14 protein-coding genes and 2 riboswitches are annotated in these 15,651 nt (G+C 37.0%); of the genes, 11 read left to right on the forward strand and 3 right to left on the reverse strand.

Annotation, left to right across the window (positions count from 1 at the left end):
- Window positions 1–241: 241 nt before the first annotated feature.
- The 4 genes from tsaE to tsaD are packed head-to-tail and all read left to right on the forward strand — an operon-like array spanning window position 242 to window position 2,861.
- Entirely contained in the window at window positions 242–715 is a 474-nt protein-coding gene (tsaE, locus tag BAQ48_RS07330; RefSeq protein WP_071710566.1) for a tRNA (adenosine(37)-N6)-threonylcarbamoyltransferase complex ATPase subunit type 1 TsaE, read from the forward strand.
- Window positions 696–1,388, forward strand: coding sequence for a tRNA (adenosine(37)-N6)-threonylcarbamoyltransferase complex dimerization subunit type 1 TsaB (gene tsaB, locus BAQ48_RS07335; RefSeq protein WP_071710567.1), 693 nt, complete (start codon window positions 696–698; stop codon window positions 1,386–1,388). The genes tsaE and tsaB overlap by 20 nt, the downstream gene beginning before the upstream one ends.
- A 13-nt stretch (window positions 1,389–1,401) precedes the next feature.
- Window positions 1,402–1,845: a ribosomal protein S18-alanine N-acetyltransferase gene (gene rimI, locus BAQ48_RS07340; RefSeq protein ID WP_000367215.1), complete on the forward strand. Its 444-nt coding sequence runs from the start codon at window positions 1,402–1,404 to the stop codon at window positions 1,843–1,845.
- Entirely contained in the window at window positions 1,845–2,861 is a 1,017-nt protein-coding gene (gene tsaD / locus BAQ48_RS07345; protein WP_071710568.1) for a tRNA (adenosine(37)-N6)-threonylcarbamoyltransferase complex transferase subunit TsaD, read from the forward strand. The genes rimI and tsaD overlap by 1 nt, the downstream gene beginning before the upstream one ends.
- A 465-nt stretch (window positions 2,862–3,326) precedes the next feature.
- Here tsaD and BAQ48_RS07350 read toward each other — a convergent pair whose 3' ends face one another.
- Window positions 3,327–5,252 (reverse strand): ABC-F family ATP-binding cassette domain-containing protein, encoded by a 1,926-nt coding sequence (locus BAQ48_RS07350; RefSeq protein ID WP_207544834.1) that lies wholly within the window; start codon window positions 5,250–5,252, stop codon window positions 3,327–3,329.
- A gap of 187 nt (window positions 5,253–5,439) precedes the next feature.
- Here BAQ48_RS07350 and BAQ48_RS07355 point away from each other — a divergent pair, with 187 nt between their 5' ends.
- A complete protein-coding gene (locus tag BAQ48_RS07355; RefSeq protein WP_000372704.1) occupies window positions 5,440–6,069 on the forward strand; it encodes a redox-sensing transcriptional repressor Rex in 630 nt (209 codons plus the stop codon).
- 29 nt (window positions 6,070–6,098) lie between these two features.
- Here the strand turns inward: BAQ48_RS07355 and BAQ48_RS07360 are convergent, their stop codons facing one another.
- Together BAQ48_RS07360 and BAQ48_RS07365 are read right to left on the reverse strand one after the other, a co-directional pair.
- Window positions 6,099–6,287: a YdiK family protein gene (locus BAQ48_RS07360; RefSeq protein WP_001246202.1), complete on the reverse strand. Its 189-nt coding sequence runs from the start codon at window positions 6,285–6,287 to the stop codon at window positions 6,099–6,101.
- Complete coding sequence (locus BAQ48_RS07365; RefSeq protein ID WP_000745331.1) at window positions 6,284–7,033, reverse strand: CPBP family intramembrane glutamic endopeptidase; 750 nt, start codon at window positions 7,031–7,033, stop codon at window positions 6,284–6,286. The genes BAQ48_RS07360 and BAQ48_RS07365 overlap by 4 nt, the downstream gene beginning before the upstream one ends.
- A gap of 400 nt (window positions 7,034–7,433) precedes the next feature.
- Here BAQ48_RS07365 and groES point away from each other — a divergent pair, with 400 nt between their 5' ends.
- The 6 genes from groES (at window position 7,434) to BAQ48_RS07395 (ending at window position 15,380) form a co-directional block, all read left to right on the forward strand.
- Window positions 7,434–7,718, forward strand: coding sequence for a co-chaperone GroES (groES, locus tag BAQ48_RS07370; protein WP_000917307.1), 285 nt, complete (start codon window positions 7,434–7,436; stop codon window positions 7,716–7,718).
- 38 nt (window positions 7,719–7,756) lie between these two features.
- The gene (groL, locus tag BAQ48_RS07375) at window positions 7,757–9,394 is read left to right on the forward strand and encodes a chaperonin GroEL (RefSeq protein WP_071710570.1); all 1,638 of its coding nucleotides are present in this window, start codon (window positions 7,757–7,759) and stop codon (window positions 9,392–9,394) included.
- Between the two features lie 139 nt (window positions 9,395–9,533).
- A riboswitch (purine riboswitch) is annotated at window positions 9,534–9,635 on the forward strand.
- A gap of 164 nt (window positions 9,636–9,799) precedes the next feature.
- Window positions 9,800–11,338 (forward strand): glutamine-hydrolyzing GMP synthase, encoded by a 1,539-nt coding sequence (guaA, locus tag BAQ48_RS07380; RefSeq protein WP_131800843.1) that lies wholly within the window; start codon window positions 9,800–9,802, stop codon window positions 11,336–11,338.
- Between the two features lie 153 nt (window positions 11,339–11,491).
- Window positions 11,492–11,593, forward strand: a riboswitch (purine riboswitch).
- Between the two features lie 127 nt (window positions 11,594–11,720).
- Window positions 11,721–13,046, forward strand: a complete 1,326-nt coding sequence (locus tag BAQ48_RS07385) for an NCS2 family permease (protein WP_000833080.1) — start codon at window positions 11,721–11,723, stop codon at window positions 13,044–13,046.
- 143 nt (window positions 13,047–13,189) lie between these two features.
- Window positions 13,190–13,891: a response regulator transcription factor gene (locus BAQ48_RS07390; protein ID WP_071710572.1), complete on the forward strand. Its 702-nt coding sequence runs from the start codon at window positions 13,190–13,192 to the stop codon at window positions 13,889–13,891.
- A complete protein-coding gene (locus BAQ48_RS07395; RefSeq protein WP_071710573.1) occupies window positions 13,875–15,380 on the forward strand; it encodes a sensor histidine kinase in 1,506 nt (501 codons plus the stop codon). Before BAQ48_RS07390 ends, BAQ48_RS07395 begins: the two co-directional genes overlap by 17 nt.
- The last annotated feature ends 271 nt before the right edge of the window (window positions 15,381–15,651 follow it).

Consider the following 15,651-nt stretch of genomic DNA (forward strand, 5'->3'; position numbering starts at 1 on the left):
GTGTAGTGGTTAACATGCCTGCCTGTCACGCAGGAGATCGCCGGTTCGACCCCGGTCGGGACCGCCATTTTATATAAAGAAAAGAACGAAACAAGTTGTTTCGTATTTTTTTATTTGTTTTAACAAAAAACTAATAAAGACAGTCAAACTATCCTTAGGACTACTCCTAAGGACTTTTTTATATATTTAAAACCTGTATAATAAAGAGCAGAGAACATTGTGAATAAAGTAGGTGAAGTCTGTGAGTAAATATGAAGTAACAACAAAATCTTCTGAGGAAACACAAAGATTATCAGAAAGATTAGGTGAACTTGTAAAGGCACAAGATGTAATTATTTTAGAAGGAGATCTTGGAGCTGGCAAGACGACCTTTACAAAAGGGTTAGCAAAAGGTCTTGGAGTGAAAAGAGTTGTAAATAGTCCTACCTTTAATATTATTAAAGAATATAAAGGAAGATTACCGTTATATCATATGGACGTGTATCGTTTAGCGGAAAGTGAAGAGGACTTAGGTTTTGATGAGTATTTCTATGGTGAAGGAATCACAGTAGTAGAATGGGCTCATTTAATAGAAGCATATTTACCAAATGAAAAGTTACAAATTAGTTTATTCCATGCTGGAGATGACACGAGAAAAATTGTACTCGAGCCAATTGGAGATCGCTATATTAGATTATGTGAGGAGCTATTACAAGATGAAAGTACTAGCAATTGATACTTCAAATTACGTAATGGGTGTATCCCTTATTGAGGAAGGAAACGTGATTGGGGAAATCATTACAAATTTAACAAAAAACCATTCTGTACGTCTTATGCCAGCTGTGGAGCAACTATTAAAAGAATGTGGTGTAAAACCGAAAGAATTAACTAAAATTGTTGTAGCCGCCGGACCTGGTTCATATACAGGTGTTCGCATAGGGGTCACAGCCGCAAAAACATTAGCGTGGTCTCTTCAAATACCAATTGTAGGTGTATCAAGCTTAGAAGTAGTCGCTGCAAATGGAGCCAATTTTAATGGGTTAATCTGTCCTTTATTCGATGGAAGACGTGGACAAATTTATACGGGTTTATATACATATGAAGGAGAGAATTTAACTTCTATAGAAGAAGACCGAATCATCCTTATTGTAGACTGGTTGCAAATGTTAAAAGATACAGGAAAGCGTGTTTTATTTATTGGTAATGATGTTAAGTTGCATAAAGAAACCATCATAGAACATTTAGGTGATCAAGCTGTATTTGCTCCTTTCACTAAAAATAACCCAAGACCGAGTGAGCTAGCGTTCTTAGGATTACAAAAAGAAGAACAAGATGTACATTCATTTGTTCCTAGTTATCTTCGTTTAGCTGAAGCTGAAACAAAGTGGTTAGAAAGTCAAAATAAGTAGGAGCCTGCAGAGGATGGATATGATACTTAGAAAGATGGAACTCGATGATATCGCTCAAATTGTAGCTATTGAAGAAGCATCTTTTGCAACTCCTTGGACTGCAGATGCCTTTCACCGTGAGTTAACGATGAATGAACATGCACATTATGTTGTGTTAGAAAAAGATGGTCGTGTAATTGGTTATTGTGGATTGTGGATAATTATTGATGAATCACATATAACAAACATAGCTATTTTGCCAGAATACAGAGGTCAAAAGCTAGGGGATGCTTTATTGAAAGAAGTTATTTCTGAAGCGAAAGATCTAGGGGTAAAAACGATGACACTTGAAGTACGTGTATCAAATGAAGTAGCAAAACAGTTATACAGAAAATACGGATTTCAAAATGGTGGAATTCGTAAACGATACTATGCAGACAATCAGGAAGATGGTCTCGTAATGTGGGTGAATATATAATGGAAAAAAATACGATTATACTTGGTATTGAAACAAGTTGTGATGAAACAGCAGTAGCGGTTGTTAAAAATGGAACGGAAATTATTGCGAATGTCGTTGCATCACAAATTGAAAGTCATAAACGTTTTGGCGGGGTTGTACCAGAGATTGCATCTCGTCATCATGTAGAAGAAATTACAGTTGTATTAGAAGAAGCTTTAAAAGAAGCAAATATCACATTTGATGATATTGATGCAATTGCTGTAACTGAAGGGCCTGGTTTAGTTGGAGCACTTCTAATTGGAGTAAATGCAGCGAAGGCGGTGGCCTTTGCGCATGATATTCCTCTAGTTGGTGTCCATCATATAGCTGGCCATATTTATGCGAATCGTTTAGTAAAAGAAGTTCAATTCCCTCTACTATCACTTGTTGTATCTGGTGGGCATACAGAGCTTGTTTATATGAAAGAACACGGTTCATTTGAAGTAATTGGTGAAACACGAGATGATGCAGCAGGAGAAGCATATGATAAAGTAGCTCGTACGTTATCTATGCCTTATCCAGGGGGGCCTCATATTGATCGTCTTGCACATGAAGGAGAGCCAACCATTGATTTACCACGTGCATGGCTAGAACCTGATTCATATGATTTCAGCTTTAGTGGATTGAAATCAGCAGTTATCAACACTGTGCATAACGCAAAACAACGCGGTATAGAAATTGCACCAGAAGATTTAGCAGCAAGTTTTCAGGAGAGTGTAATTGACGTACTAGTAACGAAAGCGTCTCGTGCAGCGGATGCATATAACGTAAAGCAAGTGCTTCTTGCTGGTGGAGTGGCCGCAAATAAAGGGCTTCGTGCACGTTTAGAAGCAGAATTTGCACAAAAAGAAAACATTGAGCTAATTATTCCGCCATTATTCTTATGCACAGATAATGCAGCAATGATTGCAGCGGCAGGTACAATTGCATATGAACAAGGAAAACGTGCGACATTAGCTTTAAATGCAAATCCAGGATTAGATATTGAAGCATAGTTATACACAAAATTAACCACAGCTTGTGGATAAAAGCCATATTATCTGTTGATAATGTGGCTTTTACTGTGTATATAAAATGTTAATAACTTTTTCTTGGATTGTGGATAATGTGGAAAAGTTGTTTCTATGTTTATATACTAAAGGTGGATATGTGTATAACGTTGTGGATAAACGGAATGAAGTCTGACCTTTGAATATATCCTTTTTCGGGAAATAAAATGATGGTGAATATCTGAAAAGATATTTCGAGATAATCTTCTTTTAATTTGCGAATTGGTACGGATGTCAAACTTTGTCGGTAAATCGATACTTGGTGTCGAATCGTTGATATAGTTCAAGTTACGATAGACATATTCAAAAAAATGTTTATGTACGATAAAGTTGATTTCTGCTAGAAAACAAAAAGGATGTCGCATAGTCAAAAATCTCGACTTATGAGACACCCTTCTTATTGAAATGCTTTTATAAATGTAGTTCTTCCCATTCTGCCATACAAGCTTCAAGTTGTTCTTGTAGTGTTTGTTTTTTAGTTGTAATTTCACTAGCCTTTTCATAATCAGCATATATTTCTGGTAAGCAAAGCTGATCTTCTAACGTAGCAATTTCTTCTTCAAATTCTAAGATACTTTGTTCCAGTTCTTCAATTTTTCTAGTGCGTTGACGCTCTAGTTTTTTACGTTCTTTTTCTTCTAGATAATTTAACTTTTCTTGTGCAACGACCTTTTGAACAGGTACGTCATTTTCTTCCTGTTCAAGCTCTGCACGTTCAATCATTTCATTTTTCTTTTCAACGTAGTAATCGTAATCCCCTAAATACTCCTGTGCACCTTCTGTTGATAACTCAACAACAGTTGTTGTTACGCGATTAATAAAGTAGCGGTCATGTGAAACGAATAGAAGAGTTCCAGGGTAATCAATTAAAGCATTCTCCAAAATCTCTTTACTATTTAAATCAAGATGGTTCGTCGGCTCATCGAGAATTAATAAATTGGATTTTTGCATCATAAGTTTTGCGAGAGCTAATCGAGCCTTTTGTCCACCACTAAGAGAAGATACTGGCTTCAGTACATCATCCCCTGTGAATAAAAAGTTACCTAGTATTGTGCGAATTTCTTTTTCAGGTTGCAGTGGATATTCATCCCATAGTTCATTTAACACGCGCTTAGAAGATGTCAAATTGGCTTGTTCTTGATCGTAATAACCAACAGATACATTGGATCCGAAAGAAACATCACCATTTAATAATGGTAACTTATTCACAATGGACTTTAACAATGTGGATTTCCCAATTCCGTTTGGTCCAACTAAAGCAACGCTATCCCCGCGTGTTAAGCGCATAGTTACATGTTCAATAATCGGATCTGCATCATAGCCGATAGTTGCATCTTTTACTTGTAAAACATCATTCCCACTTTGTTTTTCGATGTCGAAGTGGAAGGATGCTGACTTAGAATCACCTAATGGTCTTGTTAATAATTCCATTCGATCCAATTGTTTACGGCGGCTTTGTGCGCGCTTCGTCGTAGATGCACGAGCTATATTCTTTTGGACGAAGTCTTCAAGCTTAGCGATTTCATCTTGTTGTTTTTCGTAACGCTTCATTTCTTGCTCGTATAAAGCTGATTTTAAGTCTAAATATTTACTGTAGTTCCCAACAAATCGTCTGCTTTCTTTATTCGAAATTTCATATACTTGTGTAACGAGTTTGTCTAAGAAATAACGGTCATGTGAAACGATTAGTATCGCGCCAGGATAGCCTTGTAAATATTGTTCAAGCCATGTTAATGTTTCGATGTCTAAATGGTTTGTAGGCTCGTCCAAAATAAGTAAGTCTGGTTTCGTTAATAATAGTTTACCGAGAGCTAATCGTGTTTTTTGTCCACCGCTTAAAGTAGAGATTGTCGTCTGATGTGTTTCAACTGGGAAGCCAAGACCGCTTAAAATCGAGCGAATGTCTGCTTCGTACTGATAACCACCTTTGTCTTTATAGTCTAATTGCAATTGATCATAATCAGCTAATAATTTTTCGTATATAGCTGCGTTTGAAAAGTTTTCTTCTTTTCCCATCTCTTGCTCAAGCCTTCGAAGTTTTGTCTCCATTTGCTGCAAGTGCGTAAAGACGGTTAACATTTCATCCCAAATTGTTAACGACGTTTCTAATCCGGTATTTTGAGCTAAATATCCCATTGAGACATCTTTCGGTTTTATAATTTCACCGCCATCATGAGATAACTCCCCAGCAATTATTTTTAATAATGTAGATTTCCCGGCTCCATTTCGTCCGACTAATGCGATACGATCTTTCGTTTGCACTTCCAATTTTATGTTTGCAAGAATCGTTTCTGCACCGTATAATTTCGAAAGTCCATTTACTTGTAATAAAATCAATGTTTTCACCTCAAATAATTTCTTAACTTTGCCATGTTTATATTTCTCAATCATACTAAAAATAGTGTATAGTTTAAAATACAGAGAGAATACTTCTTCTTTCTATTATACAAGGAATTTAATGAGTGCTAAACTTCTGTATTTGATTAAAGTATATGAATCAAGATAGGAAGAGAGGAGAGGTTATATGGATCAGCAGAAAATTCCACAAGCCACTGCTAAGCGATTGCCTCTATACTATCGATTTATCCAAAACTTATCTCTTTCTGGTAAGCAACGTGTTTCATCAGCCGAATTGAGTGAAGCGGTAAAGGTTGATTCCGCAACGATTCGAAGAGATTTCTCGTATTTTGGAGCGTTAGGGAAAAAAGGATATGGATATAATGTAAATTATTTATTATCATTTTTCCGGGAAACACTCGATCAAGATGATATAACACGTGTAGCGCTTATTGGAGTAGGTAATTTAGGGACCGCTTTCTTACATTATAATTTCACGAAAAACAATAATACAAAGATTGAAATGGCATTTGATGTTAGTGAAGAGAAAGTTGGAACAGAAATCGGAGGCATTCCTGTATATCATTTAGATGAATTAGAAGAACGTTTATCAACTGATATACAAGTGGCGATATTAACAGTACCCGCTACAGTAGCACAATCTGTAGCAGATAGATTGGCAGAAACAAACGTGCACGGTATTTTAAATTTTACACCAGCACGCTTAAATGTGTCAGAGAATATAAGAATTCATCATATTGATTTAGCTGTAGAGTTACAAACACTCGTTTACTTTTTGAAAAATTATCCACAATAAAACGCAGAGGAAGCGACCTCTGCGTTTTATTATTTCTTCTGTGTGAATTTAACTAATATAAGGCGAAGCGCCAAATTAAAATCAATTGTCGCCATAACTGCAAATAGTATTGTCCACATATTCCAGATTGTATCTGTTACGTTCGTAATGGCGAAACGTGTAAAGATACATCCGAGAAGGAAGTACAATGCAGCCATGAACAATGGTGAGTTTCTCATACTAAAAATCCTCCGATAAAGCCTTGCATTTTTTCAGCTTCTTTAATCATTTCTTGAATTTGCTCATTGCTTACTGCAATTTGAGCGAGTGCGACGAATGTATTCATCGCAACATGAGCTGCAATTGGAACGATAATACGTTTCGTTTTTACATATAAAAAGGCGAATACGAGCCCCATAGCAGTGTATACCAATAAGTGAGTAAAATCAAAATGAATCGCCGCAAATACAAGAGAACTAATGATAGCGGCAATAAAGAAGTTAAACTTCTTATAAAGTGTACCAAATAAAATTTTTCTAAATACGATTTCTTCTAAAATTGGCCCTATAATAGATACAACAATAAGGAACCAAGGTGTTGTTCTTGCGATGTCCATAAGCCTTGCTGTATTTTCAGATCCAGGTTTAATACCTAGTAAATACATTTCAATCATACCAGCGATACTTTGTGAGAAAAAGGCTAAGAAGAACCCGATGAAAATCCATCCAACTGTAGCTGGAACAGAAGAGCGCATCGTATCTAAATGCCTGTCGCGAATATCTGTTCTAAGTAACCAAAGTACGATACATAATGCAATAAAGAAGCTAATGATTGCCCAGTGGCCAGTTATGAGCTGAAATTTCTCCTCTCTAGTAAATCCCCTGTTATCATAAAGTCCAGTTTTTAGGAGAAGTGGTAATCCAGCAATTGATGATAACTGCATTAAAATGTATGTAACGATAATCCACCAATATTGTTTCTTCAAATGGTTTAACCATCCTTTCTAACTCTAGTGTATGAGATAAGGCAGGATAACATGTAATATGCTACCTACGATATAAACTTTCATCTGAATTATGATTTTTTTGTAAATCTGTATTGGAAATTAAAATAGAAGACAGGAAAAAGTTGTGTGTATAGCGAAAACAACTTAGGGTGTCTTTCATATTGTAACATACGAGCAGTAGAAACAACGATTCATATGATAAAGCTAGTAGAAGAAGGATTTTATATAGAAAAGTATATATAGTAATTTGCGAAAAAATTATGATTTTTTTACTTGCAAAAGAAATTGAGATTATTTATTATTATAAGTGTGTTAGCACTCGGGTGACTTGAGTGCTAATAAATAAAATTTACATAACACAATGAGGAGGTTATTGTTCATGCTAAAGCCATTAGGTGATCGCGTTGTAATTGAGCTTGTTCAAGCAGAAGAGAAAACAGCAAGTGGTATTGTATTACCAGACACTGCAAAAGAAAAACCACAAGAGGGTAAAGTTGTTGCAGCAGGTACTGGTCGAGTGCTTGAAAATGGTGAGCGTGTTGCTTTAGAGGTAGCAGCAGGTGATCTTATCATCTTCTCAAAATATGCAGGTACTGAAGTGAAATACGAAGGTAAAGAGTACTTGATTTTACGTGAAAGTGACATTTTAGCGGTTATCGGTTAATTATATAAATCTTAAACAATCCAAGGGGGTCAATTATTATGGCAAAAGATATTAAATTTAGTGAAGAAGCACGTCGTTCGATGCTTCGCGGTGTCGACACTCTTGCAAACGCAGTAAAAGTAACGCTTGGACCAAAAGGTCGTAACGTTGTACTTGAAAAAAAATTCGGTTCACCACTTATTACTAATGATGGTGTAACGATCGCAAAAGAAATCGAATTAGAAGATGCATTCGAAAACATGGGTGCAAAATTAGTAGCAGAAGTTGCTAGCAAAACAAACGATGTAGCTGGTGACGGAACAACAACTGCAACTGTATTAGCACAAGCTATGATTCGTGAAGGTCTTAAAAACGTAACAGCTGGCGCTAACCCAATGGGTCTTCGTAAAGGGATCGAAAAAGCTGTTACTGCTGCAATTGAAGAATTAAAAACGATTTCTAAACCAATCGAAGGTAAATCTTCAATCGCACAAGTAGCTGCTATTTCTGCTGCTGACGAAGAAGTAGGTGAATTAATTGCTGAAGCAATGGAGCGCGTTGGTAACGACGGCGTTATTACTTTAGAAGAATCTAAAGGATTCACAACAGAGCTAGATGTAGTAGAAGGTATGCAATTTGACCGTGGATATGCATCTCCTTACATGATTACTGATTCTGACAAAATGGAAGCAGTTCTTGATAACCCATACATCTTAATTACTGACAAAAAGATTTCTAACATCCAAGAAATCTTACCAGTATTAGAGCAAGTGGTACAACAAGGTAAACCACTTCTTATCATTGCTGAAGATGTAGAAGGCGAAGCTTTAGCTACATTAGTAGTGAACAAACTTCGTGGTACATTCAATGTAGTAGCTGTTAAAGCTCCTGGATTTGGTGACCGTCGTAAAGCAATGCTAGAAGATATCGCAATCTTAACTGGTGGCGAAGTAATCACTGAAGAATTAGGACGTGATTTAAAATCTGCTACAGTTGAATCTTTAGGACGCGCTGGTAAAATCGTTGTAACGAAAGAAAACACAACTGTAGTTGAAGGTATTGGAAATACACAACAAATCGAAGCTCGCATCGGTCAAATCCGTGCGCAATTAGAAGAAACAACTTCTGAATTCGATCGTGAAAAATTACAAGAGCGTCTTGCAAAACTTGCAGGTGGCGTAGCAGTAATTAAAGTAGGTGCAGCAACTGAAACTGAGTTAAAAGAGCGCAAACTTCGCATTGAAGATGCACTTAACTCAACTCGTGCAGCAGTAGAAGAAGGTATCGTTGCAGGTGGTGGTACTTCACTTATGAACGTATACACGAAAGTAGCTTCTATCGTAGCTGAAGGCGACGAAGCAACAGGTATCAACATCGTACTTCGTGCACTAGAAGAGCCAGTTCGTCAAATCGCAATCAACGCTGGTCTAGAAGGATCTGTAGTTGTAGAGCGTCTAAAAGGCGAAAAAGTAGGCGTTGGTTTCAACGCAGCTACTGGCGAGTGGGTTAACATGCTTGAAACTGGTATCGTAGATCCAGCTAAAGTAACTCGCTCTGCACTTCAAAACGCAGCATCTGTTGCAGCTATGTTCTTAACAACTGAAGCTGTAGTAGCTGACAAGCCAGAACCAGCTGGTGCTGCTGGAATGCCTGACATGGGCGGCATGGGCATGGGCGGTATGGGCGGAATGATGTAATTCCGTTTGCTCGAAAAACATCCATTTCTATATAGAAATGGATGTTTTTTTATGTTTTTGAGGGAAGGAAATTAATTTCTGTAGAATTTTGTCGCTTTCTCTCTTGACCATACCGACAATTCATTGTTAGAATCTAGGAAGATAATATAAAACGATCCTTCATATATCCTCAATGATATGGTTTGAGAGTCTCTACCGGGTTACCGTAAACAACCTGACTATGAAGGCAGTGTGTCTTATATTTATAAAGAGCGGAGACTATCTTTCTTTATAAAGCCAGACCCCTGCCTTTTCTTTGTTATGAGACTAGAGGCGGAGGACTGGCTTTTTTTATTATATTAGTAATGCTTTTTGCCAAATTGGTGAAAATATTTATATACGAGAACTAACGTTGGGGTGATTATTTTGAAGAAGCAGCATGATACAATTATCGTTTTAGATTTTGGGAGTCAGTACAATCAGTTAATAGCACGTCGAATTCGTGAGTTCGGTGTATACAGTGAACTTCATCCACATACAATTACTGCAGAAGAAATTAAAGCAATGAATCCAAAAGGGATTATTTTCTCTGGTGGACCAAATAGTGTATACGGTGAAGGTGCATTACATTGTGATGAAAAAATCTTTGACCTAGGATTACCGATTTTCGGTATTTGTTACGGTATGCAGCTTATGACACAACAATTCGGTGGTAAAGTGGAACGTGCAAACCACCGTGAGTACGGAAAAGCTGTTCTTAAAGTAGAGAATGAGTCAAAATTATATGCGAACCTTCCAGAGGAGCAAGTTGTATGGATGAGCCATGGCGACTTAGTAACTGGTTTACCTGAAGGATTCGTAGTAGATGCAACAAGTGAGTCTTGCCCAATTGCTGGTATGAGCAATGAAGCGAAAAACTTATACGGTGTACAATTCCACCCAGAAGTACGTCACTCTGAGCATGGTAACGATTTAATTAAAAACTTCGTATTCGGCGTATGTGGTTGTTCTGAAGGATGGAACATGGAGAACTTTATCGAAGTAGAATTAGAGAAAATCCGTGAAACTGTTGGAGACAAAAAAGTACTATGCGCACTTAGTGGCGGTGTAGACTCTTCTGTTGTAGCAGTATTAATTCATAAAGCAATCGGTGACCAGTTAACATGTATTTTCGTTGATCATGGTTTACTTCGTAAAGGCGAAGCAGAAGGCGTTATGAAAACATTTAGCGAAGGCTTCCACATGAACGTTATTAAAGTGGATGCACAAGAACGCTTCATGAACAAGTTAAAAGGTGTAGAAGATCCAGAACAAAAACGTAAAATCATCGGTAACGAATTTATTTACGTATTCGATGATGAAGCGTCTAAATTACAAGGAATGGACTTCCTAGCACAAGGTACACTTTACACGGACATCGTTGAGAGTGGTACAGCAACTGCACAAACAATTAAATCTCACCATAATGTTGGTGGTCTTCCAGAAGACATGCAGTTCAAATTAATTGAGCCTTTAAACACGTTATTTAAAGATGAAGTACGTGTATTAGGATCAGAACTAGGAATTCCTGATGAAATCGTATGGCGTCAACCATTCCCAGGCCCTGGTCTTGGTATTCGTGTATTAGGTGAAATCACAGAAGAGAAATTAGAAATCGTTCGTGAATCTGATGCGATTTTACGTGAAGAAATTATTAAAGCGGGCTTAGACCGCGAAGTTTGGCAATACTTCACTGCGCTTCCTGGTATGCGTAGCGTAGGTGTTATGGGTGACGAGCGTACTTACGATTACACAGTAGGTATCCGCGCGGTAACATCTATCGACGGTATGACAGCTGACTGGGCACGTATCCCTTGGGACGTATTAGAGAAAATCTCTGTACGTATCGTAAACGAAGTAAAACACGTTAACCGTATCGTGTATGATATAACAAGTAAGCCACCGGCAACGATTGAGTGGGAATAGTATTGTGAAAAATATCCATCTATTGCTTATGCATAGATGGATATTTTTTAATTCTAACCTTAATACGAACAAAAATATAAAATTTTATAAAAATGTTCGTTTTTAAATTGACAAAACTACTTCATCGAGTTAATATGAGTATGTAATTCAAACGAAAAGTGAATATTATGCCGTCGTATAATATCGGGAATATGGCCCGAAAGTTTCTACCTAGCTACCGTAAATGGCTTGACTACGAGGCGTTTGTATAAAGATGAGGGGAAACTTGTCTTTATTTATAGAACGCTTCCATGTATATGTAATGGAAGCCTTTTTTATTTTTATAGATAAAAGAGGGCTAGGGGAAATACGGCGAGTAATCATATAACGGGGGAAACGTAAGATGAAACGCTATTTTCAGTTTGATGAACTCGGTACAAATTATAAAACAGAGTTCATAGCAGGGTTAACGACATTTCTATCTATGGCTTACGTACTATTTGTCAATCCTGCTACGCTGTCGCTTGGCAATGTTAAAGGGTTACCAGCAGGTACAGGAATGGATCCAGGCGCAGTATTCGTTGCTACAGCATTAGCAGCAGCAATTGGTTCGTTAATTATGGGGATTTTCGCAAAGTATCCAATTGCTTTAGCACCGGGTATGGGGATTAACGCGTTCTTTGCTTATACAGCAGTGTTAACGATGGGTATTCCGTGGCAAACAGCGATTGCTGGAACATTAATGTCAGGTATTATCTTTATCATTCTTACAGCTTCAGGTATTCGTGAAAAAATCATTAATGCAATTCCATCGGAGTTAAAGTTTGCAGTAGCGGCAGGTATCGGATTATTCATTGCTTTCCTTGGATTCCAAAATGCCGGAATTATCGTGAAAAATGATGCTGTTCTTGTTGGGTTGGGGGATTTAACAAAGGGCACAACGTTACTAGCGATTTTCGGAGTTGTTACTACAATTATCTTCATGATTAAGAAAATCAACGGTGCAGTATTTTACGGTATGATTCTTACAGCAATCTTAGGAGTGGCAACAGGATTAATTGATACTCCGAAAGCTGTAGTGGGAGCAATTCCGAGTCTAGAACCAACGTTCGGGGTGGCGTTAACTCACTTCGGAGACATTTTCACTATTGAAATGGGTATTGTTATTATAACGTTCTTCTTTATTGATTTCTTTGATACAGCAGGTACGCTTGTGGCGGTTGCGAATCAAGCAGGATTAATGAAGAACAATAAATTACCACGTGCAGGGAAAGCGTTATTTGCGGATGCGATTGCAACTGTAATCGGTGCGATCTTAGGTACATCAACAACAACGTCTTACATTGAGTCGTCTGCAGGGGTAGCAGCGGGAGGACGTTCTGGATTTACAGCAGTTGTAACAGCAGGATTCTTCTTACTGGCACTATTCTTCTCGCCATTACTAAGTGTTGTGACACCAGCAGTAACGGCACCAGCTTTAATTATTGTAGGGATTTTGATGGTTTCTTCTTTAGGAGAGATTGATTGGAAGAAATTTGAGATTGCAGTACCAGCATTCTTTACTATCATTTCAATGCCACTTACGTATAGTATCGCAACAGGAATTGCAATCGGATTTATCTTCTATCCAATTACAATGGTTGTGAGTGGTCGTCGTAAAGAGATTCATCCAATTATGTATGTTATGGGAGTTTTATTCGTACTATATTTCATCTACGTTCGTAAATAAAAGGGGTTTTTGAAAGGTCTAGACTTAAGGGGAGTCTAGACCTTTTTTGCGTCTTCAGAAAATCTTAAGGATTTCCGAACGTTTTTCTTCAGAAGTTTTCCTATAATAGAAGTTAGGGATTAAAAAATGATGGGGGAGATATTGTGGCATATGAAACAATACTTGTCGTAGATGATGAAAAAGAAATTCGAAATTTAATTACAATCTATTTAAAGAATGAAGGATATAAAGTATTGCAAGCAGGAGACGGAGAAGAAGGGTTACGTCTATTAGAAGAAAATGAAGTGCACTTAGTCGTATTAGATATTATGATGCCGAAAGTAGATGGTATTCATATGTGTATGAAAGTAAGAGAATCGAAAGAAATGCCAATTATTATGCTTTCGGCAAAAACGCAAGATATGGATAAAATTTTAGGATTAACAACAGGTGCAGATGATTACGTAACGAAACCATTTAATCCGTTAGAGTTAATCGCAAGAATTAAATCTCAGTTACGTCGTTATATGAAAATGAATGGTTTCGCTATTCAAAATGAGGACGAGTTAGAAATTGGAGAGATGAAAATAAACATCTCAACCCATAAAGTTATTGTGGATGGGGAAGAAGTGAAATTGACCCCGAGGGAATTTTCAATTTTAGAATTACTAGCTCGTAATCCGGGGATGGTCTTTAGCGCGGAACAAATTTATGAAAAGGTTTGGAACGAAAGATCTTTCCAGTCGGATAATACGGTAATGGTTCATATTCGGAAAGTGCGTGAAAAGATTGAGGAGAATCCGAGGAAGCCAATATATATAAAAACAGTATGGGGAGTGGGATATAAGATTGAAAAAGATATTTAATCCATTTACTTATGTTAGGAAAATCCGAGAATTGATTGGAAAGATAGTAAAAAGTGTGAAACGAAGTGTACGAATTCAACTGATTACTGCGTTTACTGCTTGTGCGTTATTAGGGCTTTTGTCAGCAAAGGCAGCAGCGCCGTTTTTTGAGAATGCGAATCGGGAGGCTACGATTGATTATCGGGCTGGTATGGAACAAATTAACCAACAAGCTCAAGGTGTGGCGAATAGTTCAGTTCATGAAAATAAATTAGAAGCTATATCAAGTATGATTGAAATAGAGAATCAAAATTTAGAACAAGACTCTAGAGCTTTAAAAGTATTGGTTACTGACGAGGGCGGGAAAGTTTTATATAAAACGAAGCAAGCGCAAGAAGAGCAAATTGATTTGCATAATACAATTCGTAATGCATCATCGTTTGCGATTAATTATATGAATGGTAGAAAAGAATTTGAAAGTACGAGAAAAGAATTTGTAGCTTTTGCACCTATTACAATTGAAGGAAAGAATTTATACATGTTTGTTAGTGGGATTCCAGAAGGTGAAGTAATATATGATACGCAAGAAGGACCGTTTCCGTTTTTCATAGGAGTACTTGTATTCATTTTCTCTTTCTTCTATATAACAAAGAGAAAGATGAAGCAAATTGAAGCGATGGCGCGAGGGGTAAAAGAAATAGAAAAAGGCAACTTAGCTTACCGTATTGAGAAAAAAGGTGAAGATGAGATTGCGGCTTTAACTGAGAATATTAATAATATGGCAGAAGAGCTTATGAATAATATAGAAAAGGAGCGTAAATTAGAAAAGCAAAAGAATGAGCTTATTACGAATGTATCTCATGATTTGCGTACACCACTTACTTCTATTATGGGGTACTTACGATTACTTCGAGATTCTAAATATGAGAATATGGAACAACATGATGAGTATACGAGAATTGCTTTTGCAAAGTCGGAACAGTTAAAGAATTTAATAGAAGATTTATTTGAGTATACGAAGTTAACAAATGAACAAGTTATGCTAGAAAAGCAAGATGTATGCATAAATGAATTACTTGAGCAATTAATAGAAGAGTTAGTACCGCAGGCGGAAGAACACGGACTTACATTTGTTAAGAAATTTCCTGAGGAACGTACCTATGCATCGATTGATTCGGAAAAGATGGTCCGTGTATTTGATAATTTACTAATGAATGCGATTAAGTATAGTAAAGATGATGGAGAGATAAAAGTTTCTCTTCAAAGGCAGCGTAGGGATATACAAATTGTTATAGCGAATCATAGTGAAGAGTTTACGAGAGAAGAGTTAGCTAATCTGTTTGAACGTTTTTATAAGAAGGATCAATCTCGAAGTAGAGTAACGGAAGGTTCGGGACTCGGGTTAGCGATTGCGAAAAGTATTGTTGAGTTACAAGGTGGTAGTATTCGAGCTGAATATGAGGATGGTAGTATTCAATTTATCGTCTCGTTACCTATTATAGAAAAATAACAAATGAATAGAATGGTGTATGATAAAAAGGCTTATTTTAAAAGGAATAAGCCTTTTTATATTTTTTTAGAAAAACATGTTGACGATTAGGGTTTAGAGGTGTAATATTATACGAGTCGCCGATGACAACAACATCGAAAGCGGCAAACGAAATAAAAAACTTAGTTGACATTAACTAACGAAGATGTTAACATAAGGGAGTCGCAAATGAGCGACCAAGTAGTTCTTTGAAAACTGAACGAAACAAACAACGTGAAACGTCAATTTTTAT

It is taken from the genome of Bacillus luti (assembly GCF_001884105.1).
Taxonomy (GTDB): Bacteria; Bacillota; Bacilli; order Bacillales; family Bacillaceae_G; genus Bacillus_A; species Bacillus_A luti.